The following is a 20,056-nucleotide window of genomic DNA, read 5'->3' on the forward strand; positions in this document are numbered from 1 at the left end:
TTGCATTTTGCCTCACTACCGGCATCAATGGCCAGACTATATCTTTCAGCCATCCCAACCGAACTTAGTGGAGCCAGACAATGAACATCCTGCAGATCGATTCGAGCGTACTGGGCGACAACTCCGTCTCGCGCAACCTGACCGCCAGCATCGTGGCCGACCTCGTGGCCCAGAACCCCAGCGCCAAGGTGACCGTGCGCGACCTGGACCGCGAAGCGCCGGCCCACCTCGGCAACCACCTGCTGCCCGTGCTGGGCGGCCCGAAGGACGGCCTGAATGCCGCCCAGCAGGCCGAACTGGACATCACCGAGGCATACCTGGCCGAATTCCTGGCCGCCGACGTGCTCGTGATTGGCGCACCGCAATACAACTTCGGTATCCCGAGCCAGCTCAAGGCCTGGATTGACCGCATCGCGCAAGCCGGCCGTACGTTCCGCTACACCGAGAATGGTCCGGAAGGCCTGGCCAAGGGCAAGAAAGCCATCGTGGTGTCGTCGCGCGGCGGCGTGCGCCAGGACGGCGCGGCGCTGGACCTGCATGAAGTCACCGTCGACGTGGTGCTGCGCTTCCTGGGCATTACCGATATCTCGTTCGTCCGCGCCCACGGCCTGGCCATGGGTCCGGAAGCCCGCGAGGCTGGCCTCAGCACGGCCAAGACCGAAATCGCCGCCCTGAACGACGCACTGCGCGCCGCTGCCTGAACTGCCTGATTGTTTCCAGCCGATTGTCGACTGGAGCCGTCACCCGCCTCCGTGAAGTACCGGCGCTGATCCCCGTGGCGCCGGCTGCTGTCCGAGACAGGTATCCCCATCAGGGGGTACCTGTCTTTTTTTTTTGCATGTACGCCGCGTGCGGCCGCTGTAGGCATCGACCTACAGGGATCGCGGAAGTCACCCGGCTCGCCCCCCGGCGCAGATGGGTCTATGATGGTTCGACTGTCTGGACAACCTGCCAGCCAGCCCTGCATCCGCCGTCATCCGGGAGCCTGCATGACCGCCGCCGCCTCAGCCCTGCTGCCTGCCACCGCCAGTCATCCGCCGCACGAACCCGCCCTGCTGAGCCAGTATCGCCATGTGCGCGCCGCCACAGAGGCGCTGGTGGCTGACCTGTCCGATGCCGACGCCACAGTGCAATCGATGGACGACGCCAGCCCCGCCAAATGGCACCTGGCCCATACCACGTGGTTCTTCGAGGAGTTCGTGCTCGGCGCACGTATTCCCGACTACGAGCCGGTGGACCCGCAGTATCGCTACCTGTTCAATTCCTATTACGAAGCGGTCGGCGCGCGCCATCCCCGGCCACAGCGCGGGCTGCTGACCCGACCGTCGCTGGACGAGGTGCTGGCCTACCGCGAGGCCGTGGACGACAGCATGTTCACGCTGCTGATGTCGGCCCAGACCGACGACGAAGCCGCGCTGATCACGCTGGGCCTGCATCACGAGCAGCAGCACCAGGAACTGCTGCTGACCGACATCCTCCATCTGTTTGCCCAGAATCCGCTGCGCCCGGCGTACGCGCCCGCCTTGGCGGTGCCGGTAGTGGCCGATCCCCGCCCCGCGCCCGACTGGATCACGCTGCCCGGGGGCATCGTCACGGTGGGCCATGGCGACGACGACTTTGCGTTCGACTGTGAAACGCCGCGCCACCAGGTGCTGCTGCAGCCGTATGCGCTGTGCTCGCACCCCGTGAGCAACCGCCAGTGGTTCGAATTCATCGAGGACGGCGGCTACCAGACTGCCGGGCTGTGGTTGTCCGATGGCTGGCGCTGGGTCTGCGACAACCGCATCGAGGCGCCGCTGTACTGGGAAGACCGCGAGGGCACCTGGTGGCACATGACGCTGCGCGGCATGCAGCCGGTTGACCCGGAAAGCCCGGTCACGCACGTGAGCTTCTTCGAGGCCGATGCCTTCGCGCGCTGGGCCGAACGCCGCTTGCCGACCGAAGCCGAATGGGAACACGCGGCCCGCAACCTGCCCGCGACCGGCAATTTCATCGAAGGCCGCTCGCTGCGTCCGCTGCCGGACCGGCAGAACACATCGGGCGTGCTGCGGCAGATGTTCGGCGATGTCTGGGAATGGACGGCCAGCGCCTTCCTGCCCTACCCGGGTTTCCGGCCCAGCGCCGGCGCGGTGGGCGAATACAACGGCAAGTTCATGAGCAGCCAGATGGTGCTGCGCGGCGGGTCGTGCGTCACCCCCGAGTCGCACATCCGCGCCACCTATCGCAACTTCTTCTACCCGCACCAGCGTTGGCAGTTCACGGGGGTGCGGCTGGCGGACGATGTTTGAGGGCTGACGCCACTCGCTCAATGGCCTGCGTGGCCATGGGCGTCCGGCGGCGCGTCGTTCAACACGTAGCTCGTGCTGCGTCCGCCGCCAACCGCCTTGTGCAGCGCCCCGCGCGCCAGCAGATCGTTGATGTCGCGCAGCGCCGTATCGGCGGAGCATTTGGCAATGGCCGCCCACTTGCTGCTAGTGAGCTTGCCCTCGAAGCCGTCCAGCAGCCGGTTCAGCACCTTGACCTGCCGGGCGTTGAGCGCCTGCATGCCCCAATGACGCCAGAATCGTGCCTTGGCCAATACGTCGTCGAGCGTGGCGTGGGCCTGCTGCACGGCACGCAGCAACGTTTCGAAGAACCAGGCGAGCCACGGCGTGACATCCATCGAATCCTTCTGCGTCCGCTCGAGGATGTCGTAGTACGCATTGCGCTCACGCTGGATCTGCGCTGACAGGCTGTAGAACCGCTGCGAACTGCCATCGGCACGGGCCAGCATCAAGTCGCCAATGGCGCGCGCGATACGCCCATTGCCATCGTCGAACGGGTGCAGCGTCACAAACCAAAGATGGGCCAGGCCGGCCCGGACCAGCGGCGGTTCGACAGGCGGGCCATTGACCCAATCCAGGAATCGCGCGGTCTCCGTCGCCAGACGCCCGGCCGGCGGCGCCTCGAAATGGACGCGCTGCCGGTGCAGCGGTCCCGAGACCACTTGCATCGGGCCCGCCGCATCGTCGCGCCATTGGGCGACGTTGATCGAGGACAGGCCGGAGTAGCCGGTAGGGAAAAGCGCCGCGTGCCAGCCAAACAAACGCGCCTGGCTGACCGGAGTCCGACAGTTGGCCGTGGCATCGAGCACCAGTTCGACCACGCCCTCGACGTGGCGGTCTACCGGCGCCAGCGCGCCGATGTCGACGCCGAGTCTGCGCGCGATCGACGAGCGAACGGAATGCACGCTGAGATGCTCGCCCTCGATTTCACTCGTCTTGACCACGTCATCGGTCAGTGCGGCAAGACAGACCTGGTCGCGCAGGCCCATGCCGAGATCGGAGAGCCGTCCCAGCAGCAGCCCCTGCGCGTGGCTGACTTCAGCCATCGGCAACGCCAGCGCACCCACGTCATATCGCCACGTGGGCCAGTCGGGTGCCTGCCAGATGTAGGTGTATTCGCCGCGATTCATGCGGAGATTATGGTGGCTATTCTCCGCAAGGACAAGCTAATCACCGCAAAATCTGCGGCGATTAGTCCCAGCAATCACCGCAAGTGCTTTAATCGCTGCAATTTTTCCGCGGAACATTCACGATCTGCCGCCTTTCAGTCCGCTCCCCCTGAATATGAATGCACAGGGCCGGAACGGCCTTCGAGCATTGCGCTCCATCGTGGCCGTTAATTGCGTAAATTGGCCAAGCACACAGGATTCCCTTCACCCCTCCCGCAGCCTCCGCCAAAGCGTAGTGGCGCTGATGCCCAGCTGGGCGCAGGCGGCGGCCCGGTTGCCGCCGCACTCGGCCAGCACGCGGCGGATGTGTTCGGCCTGGCTTGCCCTGGCGACGCCGGCCAGCGATTGCGTCCCGGCAACACCCCCCGGCCCTGCTCCGCCCGACTCGGCCATGTCCGTGGCCGGCGGCTGCAGGACGGCCATGTCGTGCCCGGAAAACAGTTCCGGGACAGCCGCCTGCAGTTCACGCTGCAGCGCGGCCGGGGCCAGGTCCGTCCCGGCGACGAGCACGGCGATGCGTTCTGTCACGTTTTCGAGTTCGCGGATGTTGCCCGGCCAGATATAGCGGGCCAACCGCCCGCGCACTACGTCGGGCAACGGCTCCGGCGTGTCAATGCCCAGCCGTTCCTGGGCACGCCGGTACAGCAGCGCGGCCAGCGCCGGCAGGTCGGCCGCGCGCTCGCGCAGCGGCGGCATTTCGATCCGCAGGATATTGAGCCGGTAGTAAAGATCCTGGCGGAACGTCCCTTCGCGCACCAGCGCGGCCAGGTCCCGGTGGGTGGCGGCGATCACGCGGACGTTGACCGGCACGGCTTCCAGACCGCCGATCGGCAGCACCTGCTTTTCCTGCAGCACGCGCAGCAGCCGCGTTTGCAAGGCTGGCGGCATGTCGCCCACTTCGTCCAGGAACAGCGTGCCGTTGTGGGCCGATTCGAACAGGCCGGCCTTGCCGCCGCGCCGCGCGCCCGTAAACGCCCCTTCCTCGTAGCCGAACAGTTCGGATTCGAGCAGCGCCTCCGGAAATGCCGCGCAGTTGACGGCAACGAACGGAAACGCGCGGCGCGGGCTGGCATCGTGCATGCCCTGTGCCAGCACCTCCTTGCCGGTGCCGCTCTCCCCGCTGACCAGCACCGTCGAATCGACCACCGCGTAGCGTCGCGCCAGCGCCCGCAGGTCGCTCATGGCCGGGGAATCGCCGGCCAGGTCGTCGAGGCTGTAGCGCACGCCCGCCGCGCGGGCCCGCGTGCGCGAGCGCAGGTTGCGGTCGGCGCGATGGATTGCATTGGCGTCCTGGATCGTCAGCACCGCCCCCGAAGCGCCAGACTCGCCGACGATCGGAATGCGGTTGACCACCACCATCCGGTCGCCCAGCCGATGGATCGCCTCCAGCTCACGCGCGCCGCTCTGCATCACGCCATCGAGCGACAGGCCCGGTGCCAGCGTGGACAGCTTGCGCCCCACGGCCGCGCCTGCCGGCGTGCCCAGGAATCGCTCCATCGCCGGATTGAACGCCTGCACGCGCCCTTCGGCGTCCACGGCCGCCACGCCTTCGTTCAGGTGCGCCAGGATGGCATTGACGTAATCGCGCCGCGTGGATTCGATACGCCGCAGCCGCGCGGCCTCGATCGCATCCTCCAGCGCCAGCCGCACGGCGTTGCCGGAATACAGGAACACGCCCATCAGCCCGTACTTGTCGGCCAGGTCGGTCACCATGCCGGGCCCCACCACCACGCGGATGCCTTCTTCCTTCAGCGCCCGCACGCGCGCCGTGGCATCGTCTTCGGTCAGGTAGGTATAGCGGGGAATATCGAGCCCGAATGCACCCACGAAGTCGTCCACTTCGGCATACGTGGACGCATGCGTGACCAGGGCCACCTTGGGCGAAATGCGTCGCGCCGTGGCCAGCGCGCTCATGACGTCGAAGCCGGTGACCTTGACCAGCACCACGGGCACGTCCACGTGCTGGCGCAGGTAGGCGCCGTTGGAGCCCCCGGCCACCACCACGTCGACACGGTTCTCGCGCGCCTCGCGGTTGATGGCGCTGGCCGCCGACTCGAACGCCCGCCCGACGATGCGGAATTCCGCGCGGGCGGCGTACGCCGGAATCAGGTCGGCGAAGGCGCGCGACAGGCGGCTGATCCCCATCGCCCAGATGCGCGGACGGGCACCGGCAACGGCCGGGGAAGCCGGGTTCAGCGGGATCGGGGCAGGCAGGGACGACATGGCGGCAGGCCTCAAGAGATCGGTCTGGCGATTGTGCGCGCCATCCCGACCTATTTCAACTTTGAAATCCAAAGATTGCATGCCTGCAATGCATTGCCGCGTCATTGTGACGCAGGCAGCCTTTCATGTTCGCGATAACCGGGCGCCGACATCACCTAAGCCACTGACGCATAAGGGTTTCTGCCTATCGGAATGCCGCCCGGGCGACGCCGGGCTCGCGTTTCAGCAGGCTGGCACACCCCTTGCGCTAAAGAGCCGCCCTGCCTCCGAAGCAGGATTGAACCAACCCAGAGATCCAAGCCATGACTTTTTCCGCCAACGAACTTGCCCGCTCCGCGGGTGCCCGCTTCCGCCAGGCCCTGATCGACGAGACCCCGCTGCAGATTCCGGGCACGATCAACGCCAACCATGCGCTGCTGGCCAAGCGCGCCGGGTATCGCGCGATCTACCTGTCGGGCGGCGGCGTGGCCGCGGGCTCGCTGGGCCTGCCGGACCTGGGCATCTCCAATCTCGATGATGTGCTGACCGACATCCGCCGCATCACCGATGTCTGCGACACGCCGCTGCTGGTGGATGTTGACACCGGCTTCGGCTCGTCGGCCTTCAACGTGGCGCGCACCACGCGGTCGCTGATCAAGTTTGGCGCCGCGGCCATGCATATCGAAGACCAGGTCGGCGCGAAACGCTGCGGCCATCGCCCGAACAAGGAGATCGTCGGCAAGGACGAAATGGTGGACCGCATCAAGGCCGCCGTGGATGCCCGTACCGATGAGAACTTCGTCATCATGGCCCGCACCGACGCGCTGGCCGTCGAAGGCCTGGACGCCGCCATCGAGCGCGCCGTGGCCTGCGCCGAAGCCGGCGCCGACGCCATCTTCCCGGAAGCCATGACCGACCTGGCGATGTACGCCAGATTCGTGGACGCCGTGAAGGTGCCCGTGCTGGCCAACCTGACCGAATTCGGCGCCACCCCGTATTTCACGCTCGACGATCTGCGCGGCGTGGGCGTGGCCATGGCGCTTTACCCGCTGTCGGCGTTCCGCGCCGCCAACAAGGCCGCCGAAAACGTCTTCGCGGCCATCCGCCGCGACGGCACGCAGAAGAACGTCGTGGACACCATGCAAACGCGCGCCGAACTCTACGAGCGGATCGACTACCATGCCTACGAGCAGAAGCTCGACGCACTGTTCGCGCAAGGCAAGGCCCGGTAACGCCCCCGCACACGTACGCGTTATGCTTTTCGATGCGGTCTGTTGCGCTGCAATAGGACACCCCACCATGACCGCACGCACCCCAAACACTCGAAATCGAATCAAGGAGACCCAGATGTCCGAAGCCCAACCGCTGGCCACGCCGAAGCCCAAGAAATCCGTTGCCCTGTCGGGCGTTGCCGCCGGCAACACCGCCCTGTGCACCGTTGGCCGTAGCGGGAACGATCTCCACTACCGCGGCTACGACATCCTCGACATCGCCGATACGTGCGAATTCGAGGAAATCGCCCACCTGCTGGTGCACGGCAAGCTGCCGAACAAGGCCGAACTGGCCGCCTACAAGACCAAGCTGAAGGCCCTGCGCGGCCTGCCCGCCAACGTGAAGGCCGCCCTGGAATGGGTGCCGGCCAGCGCCCACCCGATGGACGTGATGCGCACCGGCGTGTCGGTGCTGGGCACCGTGCTGCCGGAAAAGGACGACCACAACACGCCGGGTGCACGCGACATCGCCGACCGCCTGATGGCCAGCCTGGGGTCGATGCTGCTGTACTGGTACCACTACAGCCACAACGGCCGCCGCATCGAGGTGGAAACCGACGACGAATCGATTGCCGCGCACTTCCTGCACCTGCTGCACGGCGAGCCCCCGAGCAAGCTGTGGGAGCGCGCGATGCAGACGTCGCTGATCCTGTACGCGGAGCACGAGTTCAACGCCTCGACGTTTGCCTGCCGCGTGGTGGCCGGCACCGGCTCCGACATGTATTCGGCCATCTGCGGCGGCATCGGCGCGCTGCGCGGCCCGAAGCACGGCGGTGCCAACGAAGTGGCGTTCGAGATCCAGAAACGCTACGACACCCCGGACGAGGCCGAGGCCGACATCCGCCGCCGCGTGGAAAACAAGGAAGTGGTGATCGGTTTCGGCCACCCGGTGTACACGATCGCCGACCCGCGCAACGTCGTGATCAAGGAAGTGGCGCGCAAGCTGTCGAAGGACGCCGGTTCGATGAAGATGTTCAACATCGCCGAGCGCCTGGAAACGGTCATGGCCGACGCCAAGAAGATGTTCCCGAACCTGGACTGGTTCAGCGCCGTGAGCTACCACATGATGGGCGTGCCCACCGCGATGTTCACCCCGCTGTTCGTGATCGCCCGGACGTCGGGCTGGGCCGCGCACGTGATCGAGCAACGGATCGACAACAAGATCATCCGTCCGACGGCCAACTACACCGGCCCGGAAGACCTGAAGTTCGTGCCGATCGAAAAGCGCGCCTGATCCATTGCAACAACAAAAGTGCCGTCACCCGGCCCGGCCACCCGCCGGGCGGTGGCAGGCACGCACAGTCCTCACGTCGCCATGAACACTGCCTACCGCAAGCCGCTGCCCGGGACCCGTCTCGATTATTTCGACGCCCGCGCTGCCGTCAATGACATCTCCCCGGGCGCCTGGGACAAACTGCCGTACACGTCGCGCGTGCTGGCCGAAAACCTGGTGCGCCGCTGCGACCCCGCCACGCTGAACGATTCGCTCAGGCAGCTTGTCGAGCGCAAGCGTGACCTCGATTTCCCGTGGTTCCCGGCCCGCGTGGTCTGCCACGACATCCTGGGCCAGACCGCGCTGGTGGACCTGGCCGGCCTGCGCGATGCCATCGCCGACCAGGGCGGCGACCCGGCCAAGGTCAACCCGGTGGTGCCGGTGCAGCTGATCGTCGATCACTCGCTGGCCGTGGAATGTGGCGGCTTTGATCCCGACGCGTTCGCCAAGAACCGCGCCATCGAGGATCGCCGCAACGAAGACCGTTTCGATTTCATCAACTGGACCAAGAAGGCGTTCCGTAACGTCGACGTGATCCCGCCGGGCAACGGCATCATGCACCAGATCAATCTGGAAAAGATGTCGCCCGTGATCCATGCCGACCACGGCGTGGCCTATCCCGATACCTGCGTGGGCACCGACAGCCACACGCCGCACGTTGACGCGCTGGGCGTGATCGCCATCGGCGTGGGCGGCCTGGAGGCCGAGAACGTGATGCTGGGCCGCGCGTCGTGGATGCGCCTGCCCGACATCGTCGGCGTGGAACTGAGCGGCCGCCGCCAGCCCGGCATCACCGCCACCGACATCGTGCTGGCGCTGACCGAATTCCTGCGCAAGGAAAAGGTTGTCGGCGCCTATCTGGAATTCCGTGGCGAGGGTGCGTCGAGCCTGACGCTCGGGGACCGCGCCACGATCTCGAACATGGCGCCCGAATACGGCGCCACCGCCGCGATGTTCTTCATCGACGGGCAGACCACCGAATACCTGCGCCTGACCGGCCGCGACGAAGCCCAGGTGCAGCTGGTGGAAACGTACGCCAAAACCACCGGCCTGTGGGCCGATGCGCTGAAGACGGCCGAATACGAGCGCGTTCTGCATTTCGACCTGTCCACCGTGGTCCGCAACATGGCCGGCCCGTCGAACCCGCACAAGCGCCTGCCGACGTCCGACCTGGCCGCGCGTGGCATTGCCGGCAAGTGGGAGGAAATACCGGGCCAGATGCCCGACGGCGCGGTCATCATCGCCGCCATCACGAGCTGCACCAACACCAGCAACCCGCGCAACGTGATTGCCGCCGCGCTGCTGGCCCGCAACGCCAACGCGCGCGGCCTGACGCGCAAGCCGTGGGTCAAGTCGTCGCTGGCGCCCGGCTCGAAGGCGGTGGAACTGTACCTGCAGGAAGCCAACCTGCTGCCCGACCTGGAAAAGCTCGGCTTCGGCATCGTGGCGTTTGCCTGCACGACCTGCAATGGCATGTCGGGCGCGCTCGACCCGAAGATCCAGCAGGAGATCATCGACCGGGACCTGTACGCCACGGCCGTGCTGTCCGGCAACCGCAACTTCGACGGCCGTATCCACCCGTACGCCAGGCAGGCGTTCCTGGCGTCGCCCCCGCTGGTCGTGGCCTACGCCATCGCCGGCACGATCCGCTTCGATATCGAGCAGGACGCCCTGGGCACCGACGCAAGCGGCAAGCCGGTCTACCTGAAGGACATCTGGCCGAGCGACGAGGAAATCGACGCGATCGTGAAGCAGAGCGTGAAGCCCGAGCAGTTCCGCAAGGTCTACGAGCCGATGTTCGCGCTGCACGCCGAGAACGACACGTCGATCGATCCGCTGTACGACTGGCGGCCGCAAAGCACGTACATCCGCCGCCCGCCGTACTGGGAAGGCGCGCTGGCCGGCGAGCGCACGCTGCGCGGCATGCGCGCGCTGGCGGTGCTGGGCGACAACATCACCACCGACCACCTGTCGCCGTCCAACGCCATCCTGCGCAACAGCGCGGCCGGCGAGTACCTGGCAAAGATGGGCCTGCCGGAAGAAGACTTCAACTCGTACGCCACACACCGCGGCGACCACCTGACCGCCCAGCGCGCCACGTTCGCCAACCCGACGCTGATCAACGAGATGGCCGTGGTCGATGGCGCGGTCAAGAAGGGGTCGCTGGCCCGCATCGAGCCCGAAGGCAAGGTCGTGCGCATGTGGGAAGCCATCGAGACCTATATGGATCGCAAGCAGCCGCTGATCGTGGTGGCCGGGGCCGACTATGGCCAGGGCTCGTCGCGCGACTGGGCTGCCAAGGGCGTGCGGCTGGCCGGCGTGGAGGCCATCGTGGCCGAAGGCTTCGAACGCATCCACCGTACCAACCTGATCGGCATGGGCGTGCTGCCGGTGGAATTCCTGCCGGGCACCAACCGCCTGACGCTGGGGATCGACGGCACCGAGACGTTCGACGTGGTTGGCGCACGCCGCCCGCGCGCCGAGCTGACGCTGGTGATCCATCGCAGGAACGGCGAAACGGTGGAAGTGCCCGTGCTGTGCCGGCTGGACAGCGACGAGGAAGTGTCGATCTATGAAGCCGGCGGCGTGCTGCAGCGATTTGCCCAGGATTTCCTGGAATCGTCGCGCGCCGCAGCCTGATCGGTATTAGGAAAACTACGATGGCTCACGTACCTCAAATCAGGATTCCCGCCACGTACCTGCGTGGCGGCACCAGCAAGGGTGTGTTTTTCCGGCTGCAGGACCTGCCCGAATCGGCGCAGAAGCCCGGCGAAGCGCGGGACCGCCTGCTGATGCGCGTGATCGGCAGCCCCGATCCGTACGGCAAGCAGATCGACGGCATGGGCGCCGCCACGTCGAGCACCAGCAAGACAGTGATCATCGCAAGGAGTTCGCGTCCGGACCACGACGTGGACTACCTGTTCGGCCAGGTGTCGATCGACCAGCCGTTCGTGGACTGGAGCGGCAACTGCGGCAACCTGTCGGCGGCCGTGGGGCCGTTCGCGGTCAGCAACGGATTTATCGAGGCATCGCGGATTCCTGAAAATGGAACCGTGACCGTGAGGATCTGGCAGGCCAATATCGGCAAGACGATCATCGCGCACGTGCCGATCACCAACGGCGCGGTGCAGGAAACCGGCGATTTCGAGCTCGATGGCGTGACCTTCCCGGCCGCCGAAGTCCAGCTCGAATTCATGGACCCGGCCGCCGAGGAAGGCGACGACGGCGGCGGTGCGATGTTTCCGACCGGCAACCTGATCGACGACCTCGAAGTGCCCGGCGTGGGCACGCTCCGGGCCACGATGATCAACGCCGGCATCCCGACGATCTTCGTCGAGGCGGAAGCCATCGGCTACACCGGCACCGAGTTGCAGGACGCCATCAACGGCGACCCGAAGGCGCTGGAGATGTTCGAGACGATCCGGGCCTACGGCGCCAGGCGCATGGGCCTGATCCAGGATATCGACGAAGCGAAGAAGCGCCAGCACACGCCCAAGGTGGCGTTCGTGGCCCGGCCGGCCACCTATACCGCGTCGAGCGGCAAGACGGTGGAAGCCGGCAGCGTGGACCTGCTGGTGCGCGCGCTGTCGATGGGCAAGCTGCACCACGCGATGATGGGCACCGCGGCCGTGGCGATCGGCACGGCGGCTGCCGTGCCGGGCACGCTGGTGAACCTGGCGGCCGGCGGCGGCGAGCGCGAGGCCGTGCGCTTCGGCCATCCGTCGGGCACGCTGCGTGTGGGCGCGCAGGCCGCGCTGGTGGACGGCCAGTGGACCGTGCAGAAGGCCATCATGAGCCGCAGCGCACGCGTGCTGATGGAAGGCTGGGTGCGCGTGCCGGGAGACGCGTTCTAGCCGATTCCTTGTTCCATGCGATAGGTCTGACGTAGCGCTCGGACTTTTCTGAAATTGTCGTCACCGGGCGGCATTCTTCGTGGCCGAAGAATGCCGCTTTGTCTTATCCAGCATACGTTTTGCGCGGGTGCAAGGATTCTGTTGAAGTTGTCGACGCAACGCCGTGGCGTGGTTATAGTTCTGGCTCCGTTCGCGAACCATTGCGGCTTGCGGCGGTTCAACGAACCAATCAAAAGCGGCCCCTGCTGTTTCCACAAGAATCACGCACCAGGCCGGGAAAGAGGAGAATCATGCAACGACCTGCCAAGCTCACCACCCTTGCCACCCTGCTGCTGTCCGCCGCGCTGCTGACCGGCACCGCGCATGCGCAACTGGCCCCGTCGGCCAGCGCCTCCGCGCCCGCCGGCACCACGGCCGAAGCGCGCAAGGCCAACATCGTCATCATCGGCACCGGCGGCACCATCGCCGGCGCGGGTGCATCGGCCACCAACACCGCGGCGTACCAGTCCGCCGTGGTGCCCGTGGACAAGATCATTGCCTCGGTACCCGAAATCTCGAAGGTCGCCAACGTCAAGGGCGAGCAGATTTTCCAGATCGGCTCCGAGAGCTTCAACAACGAACGCCTGCTGAAGCTGGGCAAGCGCGTGTCGGAACTGCTCAAGCAGCCTGACGTGGACGGCATCGTCATCACGCACGGCACCGACACGATCGAGGAAACCGCGTACTTCCTGAACCTGACGCTCAAGAGCGACAAGCCCGTGGTGGTGGTTGGCTCGATGCGTCCGGGCACGGCGCTGGGCGCCGACGGCGCGCTGAACCTCTACGATGCCGTCCTGGTGGCCTCGAGCCCGGCCTCCAAGGGCAAGGGCGCGCTGGTGGTGCTCAACGACGAGATCCACACCGGCCGCGACGTGACCAAGACCAACACGTTCAAGACCGAGACGTTCCGCTCGCCGTTCGGCCCGCTGGGCTACGTGGTGGAAGGCCGCACGCTGTACTACCGCACGCTGGCCCGCCCGCACACGCTGCAGACCGAGTTCGATATCGACAAGATCGACAAGCTGCCCGAAGTGGCCGTGGTCTACGCCTACGGCAACGTGAATCCGGCCAGCATCGACGCGGCCGTCAAGAACGGCGCCAAGGCCATCGTCTATGCCGCGACCGGCAACGGCAGCGTGGGCGACTACATGGTGGAGCCGCTCAAGGCCGCGCAGGCCAAGGGCGTGCAGGTGGTGCGGGCCTCGCGCACCGGCAGCGGCATCGTCGTGCGCAACGCCGAGCAGCCGGACGACAAGTACAACTGGATCGTCACCGACGACCAGCTGCCGCAGAAGGCGCGCATCCTGATGGCGCTGGCCCTGACCAAGACCAACGACCCGAAGGCCCTGCAGCAGATCTTCTGGAAGTACTGATCGCCGGCTCGGTTGACCGGCAAGGCCCCGGCCCCGCCGGGGCCGCCTGATTCCCTACAGCAGTGCCGTGCTCATCAGCGCCTTGGCGGCGAGCACGGCTTCTGCCTCGCTCTCGGCAAACACCGACACCTCGGTCACCACCTGGCGCTTGCCCCGGCGTACCACGTCCGCCACGGCACGCAGCGTCGCAGACTTTGCCGGCGCCAGATACTGGATCGACAGCGATCCGGTCGCCCCGCCCTTCACGACCTCCAGATCCACGGCAGTAAACGCCGCCGCTGCGCCGGCCACATCGATCAGCGTGGCGATGACGCCGCCGTGGACCATGTCGCCCACCGTAATGTTTTGCATGCTGAATGGCAGCAGCAGCTCCACATGATCGGGCGCCACCACATCGAACCGAATCCCGAGCGCGCGCGCCACGGGCGATCCGCCCAGCACCGATTCGAGCATGGCGGCATTGCGGGGTTCGACTGACTTTGCGGACATGGACGGCCTCCCTGGCATCAACTGGACTGGAATCATGACCCGTCAAGGGTAGATGGCCGTCAAGCGGTCCACAATGACTTCGGGGGTAATTCCCAAGTGCCGAAAGCGCCGGGGCCGGGCGTTTATAATGTGCGGCCAGCCGCTATACGGCCTTTTTCCGCAGCGCCCCGCTTCATGTCCGCCAATACGCCCGATCCGCTCCCTTCGCCCGCCACCTCCGACCAGGACGAGGCCCAGACGCGCCTGAGCGACCGCCCGGACAGCCCCTGCATCGGCATCTGCTCGACCCTGTTCGACGAGGTATGCCAAGGCTGCGGCCGCACCGCCGCCGAAGTCAGCAACTGGGTGTTCTATAGCGAAGAGGAAAAGCAGGGGATCTGGGAGCGGATCACGCGCGAAGCCACGGCATGGCGATTCCGCCAGGAATAACGCCCCGGCGTCTCAGCCTCCGGCCAGGCGCCTTTCCATATCCTCGACTGCGTGGTTCGCCACGCGCTGGCGGGCCAGCTTTCGCCAGCTTTCTGCCAGGACTGGCAGTTCCGCCATCTCGGCCAGCGCGGCGATATTGAGCCGGTCGACGTAGAGCACGTGCAGCAGCCGTTGCAGGCTCCAGTCCGGACAGGGCCGCGCCACCAGCACCAGGCGATCGCCGGCGGCCAGATCGCCCTCCTCGATCACGCGGTAATACCAGCCCGTACGGCCGCTGCCCTGCACGGCGCGCGACATGCCTGCAAACCCGAAGCGATGATTGAGCTTCCAGCAAGGCTGGCGGGCCTGCGACACCTCCACCAGTGCCGTGCCCAGCCGGAAGCGGTCGCCGATGCAGACATCGGCCTCCGTCAAACCCGTTGTACTCAGATTTTCGCCAAATGCGCCGGCGCGTTCGAGTACGTCGATGTTGCCACCGTGCCCGGCCAGTTCGCCGCGCCAGCCAGCATAGTGGTCGCGCGGATAGTGGTGGATCGCCTTTTCCGGCCCGCCATGGTGTTTCGGATCGCCCTGTTCGTCGACGTCCAGCCCGATGGTGGTCACACGTACCGGCCCGTCGATTGCCGTCTTGTCGATGCCGCTGGGCACGCCTTTGGGCCCGAACGGCCGGACGCGGCCTGCCAGCAGCGCATCGATGCGGACGTCGAGCCGCACGTCGATATCGTGGGAGCTCCCTCTGCTCACAGCCCCGCTTCCTCCATCCACCGCGCAAACATCAGTTCGCCGGCGCTGGCCACCGTGGCACCAATCTCGGCCGTACGGCGGCGGATCGTGCGCGGATCGATGCCGGCCCTGGCCAGTTCAACGGTATGGCCGATCAGCCAGGTCTCGATGTCGCCGGGTTTCACCTCGGGGTGGAACTGCAGCGCCAGCACATGCTTGCCGATGGCGTAGGCCTGGTTCGGCGTGGCCGCCGTCGATGCCAGCAGTTCGGCGCCTTCCGGCAGGTCGAAGGTGTCGCCGTGCCAGTGCAGGACTTCCCAGTCGGCATTGGCCAGCACCGCCAGCGGCGAACGGCGCCCGGCGTCGGTCGGCTGGATCTGGCCCCAGCCGATTTCGCGCGTGCCCGGATAGACGCGCGCGCCCGATGCGGCGGCAATCAGCTGCGCGCCCAGGCAGGCGCCGATGATCGGCAGTTCGTCTGCCAGGCGCTGGCGGATCACGCCGATCTCGGCCTCCAGCCATGGGTAGGCTTCAGTCTCGTAAACGCCGATCGGGCCCCCAAGCACAACCAGCAGATCGGCCGGGTCCGTCTGCACCAGCGTCAGGTCGTCCACGCCCGCCTGGTAGATACGGATGTCATGGCCGCGGTCGCGCGCCACATCGGCAATCACGCCCGCATGCTCGAAAGCAACGTGCTGGATGACATCGGTACGCAACTGGCGCCTGGGTTCGCTCATCGACTGACACTCCTGCTGGAAAATGTGGCTCGGACTTGAATGCGGCCCCATACGATACCGCACCGCATCATCGCTTGTCTTTCACAGGTTGCAACACGAGTGTGTCGAAGCTGTCACCAGCCGGGTTGCGCCGGTGCCCGCCAATCGTGATGAACTGCACCGCCGCCCATTTATCGGTCCAGTCTCGATAGTGCGGCGACAGCGCATTGCCCGATTGCCCGGTCGATGACATGAACCGCGAGTCGGACAGGTCAGCGAGATCGTAGATCGCGCGCAGGCTGGCCGCATGGGTATTCTCGAACGGCGCCGCTTCGTCGCGCAGGTTGTGCCGACCCACATCCACGGTATAGGTGTCGCCGCCGGTGCGGACGCGGATATTGAACAGGTTGGCCAGGTATGGCACCTTGCCGAACGGCTTGTGCTCCGAGCGCGCCGCATGGGCCTTGCCCCAGCGCCATTTGGCGGGGTCGTCGCCATAACGCTGATCCAGGTCGGCAATGGCGCGTTGCCAGGCCAGGCCAATGGTGACCGCGCACGTCTCGCGCGCCGTGGTGCGCGAGTTGTCGCACCAGAATGCGCCGAGACCCTTGGGATCGCGCATGGCATTGAGCATCGGCAACTGTACGTTGCGCTGGTCCCAGAGGCTGTTGAACATCGGATCGCCGACCTTGTCCTCGAACAGCAGGCGCGACAGTTCGCGCAGCCAGGCCGTCACCACCAGCGGCTCGGCGCGATCGGCGGCCATCGTGCCATCCCACTTGCGCAACGCATCGAACAGCTGGCGCTCGCGTTCCGGACGGGCGGCATCGCTGGCCACGGGTGCGGCCAGCAGCAGCGGCAAGGCGTCGCGCACGGCCAGCGACACCACGTCCTTCTGGATCGTGCCGAAGGTCTCCGGCGTATGGTGCGGCTCGGCGTCCAGCAGGGTCTGGATGCGCTGGGCGCGGTACGGCACGCTCCATTCGCTGGTGATGTAGAACGGATAGTCGTTGTCGACGATCTTCTGGTTGGCCGTCACGATCGTCCCCGACGGCGGATTGAAGCGCCGCGGCAACTGGTCGAACGGAATGAAGCCTTGCCAGTCGTAGCGCGCGTCCCAGCCCGGCGCGGGCGCCAGCCCCCTCAGGTCGTTGTCGGCCCGGCGGATCGGCACCAGTCCCGGCGCGATATAGCCGATATTGCCGTCCACATCGGCGTACACGATGTTCTGCTGCGGCGAATGGAACTCACGCAACGCAGCGACAAAGCTCTTCCAGTCGGTGGCCATGCCCATCTTCAGGCTGGCCTGGAAGGTGCGGTCGTCCGGCCGCAGCGCCGTCCACTGGAACGACACCACATACTGCGCGCCCAGCGGCCTGGCCGCCGCGCTGATCGGCTCGGCCACGTCCGACATCACCGGGCCATGTCGCGTTGTCCGGACATTGAGTGTCAGGTCGGGCTGCCCCTTGATGCGGATGACCTCCTGGCGCGTCTCGAACTCGGCCCAGCCATCGGGCGTCTGGTAGCGATTCGGGTTCGCCGGGTCGATCCGCTCGATATACAGGTCCTGCACATCGGGCGCGGTATTGGTGAACCCCCAGGCGATACGTCGGTTATGGCCCAGCACGACAAGCGGCGCGCCAGGCAGCGTGGCGCCGGTCAGATCCATCCCCGGGGCCTGCAGGTGCGCGAAGTACCAGAGCCCGGGCGCTTGCAGCCCCAGGTGCGGATCGTTCGCCAGCAACGGCTTGCCGCTGCGCGTGTGCGCACCGGACACCACCCAGTTGTTCGATCCCATGCCATCGACATAGCCGGCCGGCGCGCGCTCTGACAGCTGCGCCATGGCCGTGGCCACGGGCGCCAGCTTGCGATAGAAGCTGGCGTAGTCCATCGTCCGCAGCGGCTTGTCACCGGGGTACGGCGCCAGGATCTCGGCGATACGCGACGTGGGAAGTTGCTGGGCCAGGCCCATGCGCAGCACCTCCTGCCGCCAGTTGCCGCCGAGGTCCCAGGCCATCATGGTCTGCCAGCCCAGCGTGTCGGCCGGCTCCCAGTGCTCGGGCTTCGTACCGAGAATCAGGAACTCGGGTGGCAGCGCCGCCTTGCGGGTATCGATATAGGCATTGACGCCATCGGCATAGGCCTGCAGCACCGCGCGTGTTTCCGGCGAGGTCTGGGCCAGCACGGCTTCGGCGTTGCGGCGCACGCCCATGGTGCGCAGGAAGCGGTCGGTATCGAGCGCGCTCGGGCCCAGGATCTCGGCCAGCCGGCCGGCCACGATGCGCTTGTTCATCTGCATCTGCCAGAGCCGGTCCTGCGCATGGACGTAGCCCAGGGCGTAGTAGGCGTCCAGCGCGTTGGCGGCCTGGATATGGGGCACGGCGTTGCGGTCGCGCACCACCACCACGCGGTCGCGCAGTGCGGGCAGGTGCATCGTGCCGGCGGTATCGGGCTGCGAGGCCTGGCGATACCAGATATAGCCGCCGATGGCGCCCGTCAGCCCGATCAGCAGCACGCCCGCCAGTATCCAGCCCACCCGTTTAAACCAGCGCATTCGACGTATCTCCCCGTGGAAAGACGCAAGCATCGCAGATTTCCGCGCAGACAAGAATGCCCGGGCTGGCCGGGCATTGCAGTGGCGTCGTTCGAAGCCCCGTCAGGCGGGCTTCTTCAGTTGCAGCGATTTGTATTCGAGGAATTCCTCCAGCCCGAACTTGCCGCCTTCGCGGCCATTGCCCGACTGCTTGAAGCCCCCGAACGGCGCGTTCATATTGAACGGGCCGCCGTTGATATCCACCTGGCCGGTACGGATGCGGCGTGCCACCTTGATCGCCCGCGCCTCGTCGCCGGACCAGACACCGCCGCCCAGCCCATAGACGCTGTCGTTGGCGATGCGGATCGCATCTTCCTCGGTGTCATAGCAGATCACCGACAGCACCGGCCCGAAAATCTCTTCCTGGGCAACGGTCGCCTTCGGATCGACATTGCCCAGCACGGTGGGCTTGACGAAGAAGCCGCGCTCGAAGCCGGCCGGGGTTTCGGGGCCGCCCGCCACCAGTTCGGCGCCCTCTTCCAGGCCGCGACGGATATAGCCGGTTACGCGTTCCTTCTGCACCGCGGAAATCAGCGGTCCCAGGCGCGTGGTATCGGCCAGCGGGTCGCCCACGGTAAAGCCTTCCACCACCTTGGCGGCGATGGCCTTGACCTCGTCATAGCGACTGCGCGGCACGAGCATGCGGGTATGCGCCGAGCAGGTCTGGCCCGAATTCAGGAAGCAGGCGCTGATGGTGCCCTTGACGGCCGCCGGCAGGTCCGCGTCGTCCAGGATCACCGATGCCGACTTGCCGCCCAGTTCCAGCGCCACGCGCTTGACCGTGTGCGCGGCCAGCTCGGACACCCGCTTGCCGGCCCGGGTGGAACCGGTAAACGACACCATGTCCACCTCCGGATGGCTCGCCAGCACCTCGCCCACCACCGGCCCGTAGCCGGTCACCAGGTTGAACACGCCCGGCGGCAGACCGGCCGCCTCGATCACCTCGGCCAGCACGAAGGCATTGAGCGGTGCCACTTCCGACGGCTTGAGCACCACGGTGCAGCCCGCCGCCAGCGCCGGGGCCACCTTCAGGGTGATCTGGTTCAATGGGTAGTTCCACGGGGTAATGGCCGCGACCACGCCCACGGGCTCGCGCACCACCAGCGAATTGCCCACCTGCTCCTCGAAGGTAAAGCCTTCCAGCAGCGTGGCGGCCTGGCCCCAGTTGTAGACCGGGCCACCCACCTGGATGGCGCGCGCCAGCTTGATCGGCATGCCCACTTCGCCCGCGATCAGCTGCGCCAGTTCCTCGGTGCGGTCTTTCAGGCCTTCGGCAATCTTGCGGATATAGCGCGCACGCTCGGCCGGCGGCGTGGCGGCCCAGCCATCGAATGCGGCCCGGGCGGCCGCGATGGCGTCCTCGGCGTCACGCGCGTGTCCCTCGGGGATCTTGCCCATCACCGCCTCGGTGGCGGAATGGATCACTTCAATGCTGCCAGTGCCGTGGGGTGCCACCCACTTGCCGTTGATAAACAGTTTGTCTCGTTGTTGCATGGCCACAGCCCTCATCAGGTGGATCGGCAATTGCAAAATTTTTGTTACTTTTATGGAGCACCACATTGTAGGCCGGTTTGCGGATTCGGATTTTTATCGACGCGGGC

Annotated in this window: 15 protein-coding genes; 8 read left to right on the forward strand and 7 right to left on the reverse strand. The window is 66.4% G+C overall.

What is annotated here, in order from left to right:
• The first annotated feature begins 80 nt into the window (after positions 1-80).
• Positions 81-701 carry an FMN-dependent NADH-azoreductase gene (locus D9X30_RS24765; protein ID WP_153947746.1) on the forward strand — a complete coding sequence of 207 codons (621 nt, stop codon included), beginning with the start codon at positions 81-83 and terminating at the stop codon, positions 699-701.
• 288 nt (positions 702-989) lie between these two features.
• Complete coding sequence (egtB, locus tag D9X30_RS24770) at positions 990-2,288, forward strand: ergothioneine biosynthesis protein EgtB (protein WP_153947747.1); 1,299 nt, start codon at positions 990-992, stop codon at positions 2,286-2,288.
• Positions 2,289-2,305: 17 nt separating this feature from the next.
• On the opposite strand, the gene D9X30_RS24775 is transcribed toward egtB, so the two are convergent.
• Both D9X30_RS24775 and prpR read right to left on the reverse strand, forming a co-directional pair.
• Positions 2,306-3,454, reverse strand: a complete 1,149-nt coding sequence (locus D9X30_RS24775; RefSeq protein ID WP_153947748.1) for a Fic family protein — start codon at positions 3,452-3,454, stop codon at positions 2,306-2,308.
• Between the two features lie 243 nt (positions 3,455-3,697).
• Positions 3,698-5,638, reverse strand: coding sequence for a propionate catabolism operon regulatory protein PrpR (prpR, locus tag D9X30_RS24780; protein WP_228770903.1), 1,941 nt, complete (start codon positions 5,636-5,638; stop codon positions 3,698-3,700).
• Between the two features lie 380 nt (positions 5,639-6,018).
• Here prpR and prpB point away from each other — a divergent pair, with 380 nt between their 5' ends.
• From prpB to D9X30_RS24805, 5 genes are all read left to right on the forward strand, one after another.
• Positions 6,019-6,927, forward strand: coding sequence for a methylisocitrate lyase (gene prpB / locus D9X30_RS24785; RefSeq protein WP_092599894.1), 909 nt, complete (start codon positions 6,019-6,021; stop codon positions 6,925-6,927).
• A gap of 115 nt (positions 6,928-7,042) precedes the next feature.
• The gene (gene prpC, locus D9X30_RS24790; RefSeq protein ID WP_153947750.1) at positions 7,043-8,200 is read left to right on the forward strand and encodes a bifunctional 2-methylcitrate synthase/citrate synthase; all 1,158 of its coding nucleotides are present in this window, start codon (positions 7,043-7,045) and stop codon (positions 8,198-8,200) included.
• 81 nt (positions 8,201-8,281) lie between these two features.
• Entirely contained in the window at positions 8,282-10,879 is a 2,598-nt protein-coding gene (acnD, locus tag D9X30_RS24795; RefSeq protein WP_153947751.1) for a Fe/S-dependent 2-methylisocitrate dehydratase AcnD, read from the forward strand.
• A gap of 20 nt (positions 10,880-10,899) precedes the next feature.
• The gene (gene prpF / locus D9X30_RS24800; RefSeq protein WP_153947752.1) at positions 10,900-12,093 is read left to right on the forward strand and encodes a 2-methylaconitate cis-trans isomerase PrpF; all 1,194 of its coding nucleotides are present in this window, start codon (positions 10,900-10,902) and stop codon (positions 12,091-12,093) included.
• A gap of 290 nt (positions 12,094-12,383) precedes the next feature.
• Positions 12,384-13,505, forward strand: coding sequence for an asparaginase (locus D9X30_RS24805; RefSeq protein WP_153947753.1), 1,122 nt, complete (start codon positions 12,384-12,386; stop codon positions 13,503-13,505).
• A gap of 54 nt (positions 13,506-13,559) precedes the next feature.
• Here D9X30_RS24805 and D9X30_RS24810 read toward each other — a convergent pair whose 3' ends face one another.
• The gene (locus tag D9X30_RS24810; protein ID WP_228770891.1) at positions 13,560-13,994 is read right to left on the reverse strand and encodes a PaaI family thioesterase; all 435 of its coding nucleotides are present in this window, start codon (positions 13,992-13,994) and stop codon (positions 13,560-13,562) included.
• Positions 13,995-14,168: 174 nt separating this feature from the next.
• Between D9X30_RS24810 and D9X30_RS24815 the strand changes: the two genes are divergently transcribed.
• Positions 14,169-14,423, forward strand: a complete 255-nt coding sequence (locus D9X30_RS24815) for a DUF1289 domain-containing protein (RefSeq protein ID WP_153947755.1) — start codon at positions 14,169-14,171, stop codon at positions 14,421-14,423.
• Positions 14,424-14,435: 12 nt separating this feature from the next.
• Here D9X30_RS24815 and D9X30_RS24820 read toward each other — a convergent pair whose 3' ends face one another.
• The 4 genes from D9X30_RS24820 to D9X30_RS24835 form a co-directional block, all read right to left on the reverse strand.
• Positions 14,436-15,167 (reverse strand): MOSC domain-containing protein, encoded by a 732-nt coding sequence (locus D9X30_RS24820; protein WP_502799686.1) that lies wholly within the window; start codon positions 15,165-15,167, stop codon positions 14,436-14,438.
• Entirely contained in the window at positions 15,164-15,883 is a 720-nt protein-coding gene (locus tag D9X30_RS24825; protein WP_153947756.1) for a glutamine amidotransferase, read from the reverse strand. The genes D9X30_RS24820 and D9X30_RS24825 overlap by 4 nt, the downstream gene beginning before the upstream one ends.
• Positions 15,884-15,950: 67 nt before the next feature.
• A complete protein-coding gene (locus D9X30_RS24830) occupies positions 15,951-18,416 on the reverse strand; it encodes a penicillin acylase family protein (protein WP_153947757.1) in 2,466 nt (821 codons plus the stop codon).
• 102 nt (positions 18,417-18,518) lie between these two features.
• Complete coding sequence (locus D9X30_RS24835) at positions 18,519-19,949, reverse strand: aldehyde dehydrogenase family protein (RefSeq protein ID WP_153947758.1); 1,431 nt, start codon at positions 19,947-19,949, stop codon at positions 18,519-18,521.
• Between the last annotated feature and the right edge of the window lie 107 nt (positions 19,950-20,056).

This window comes from Cupriavidus sp. U2 (genome assembly GCF_009663685.2).
GTDB classification, from domain to species: Bacteria; Pseudomonadota; Gammaproteobacteria; order Burkholderiales; family Burkholderiaceae; genus Cupriavidus; species Cupriavidus necator_C.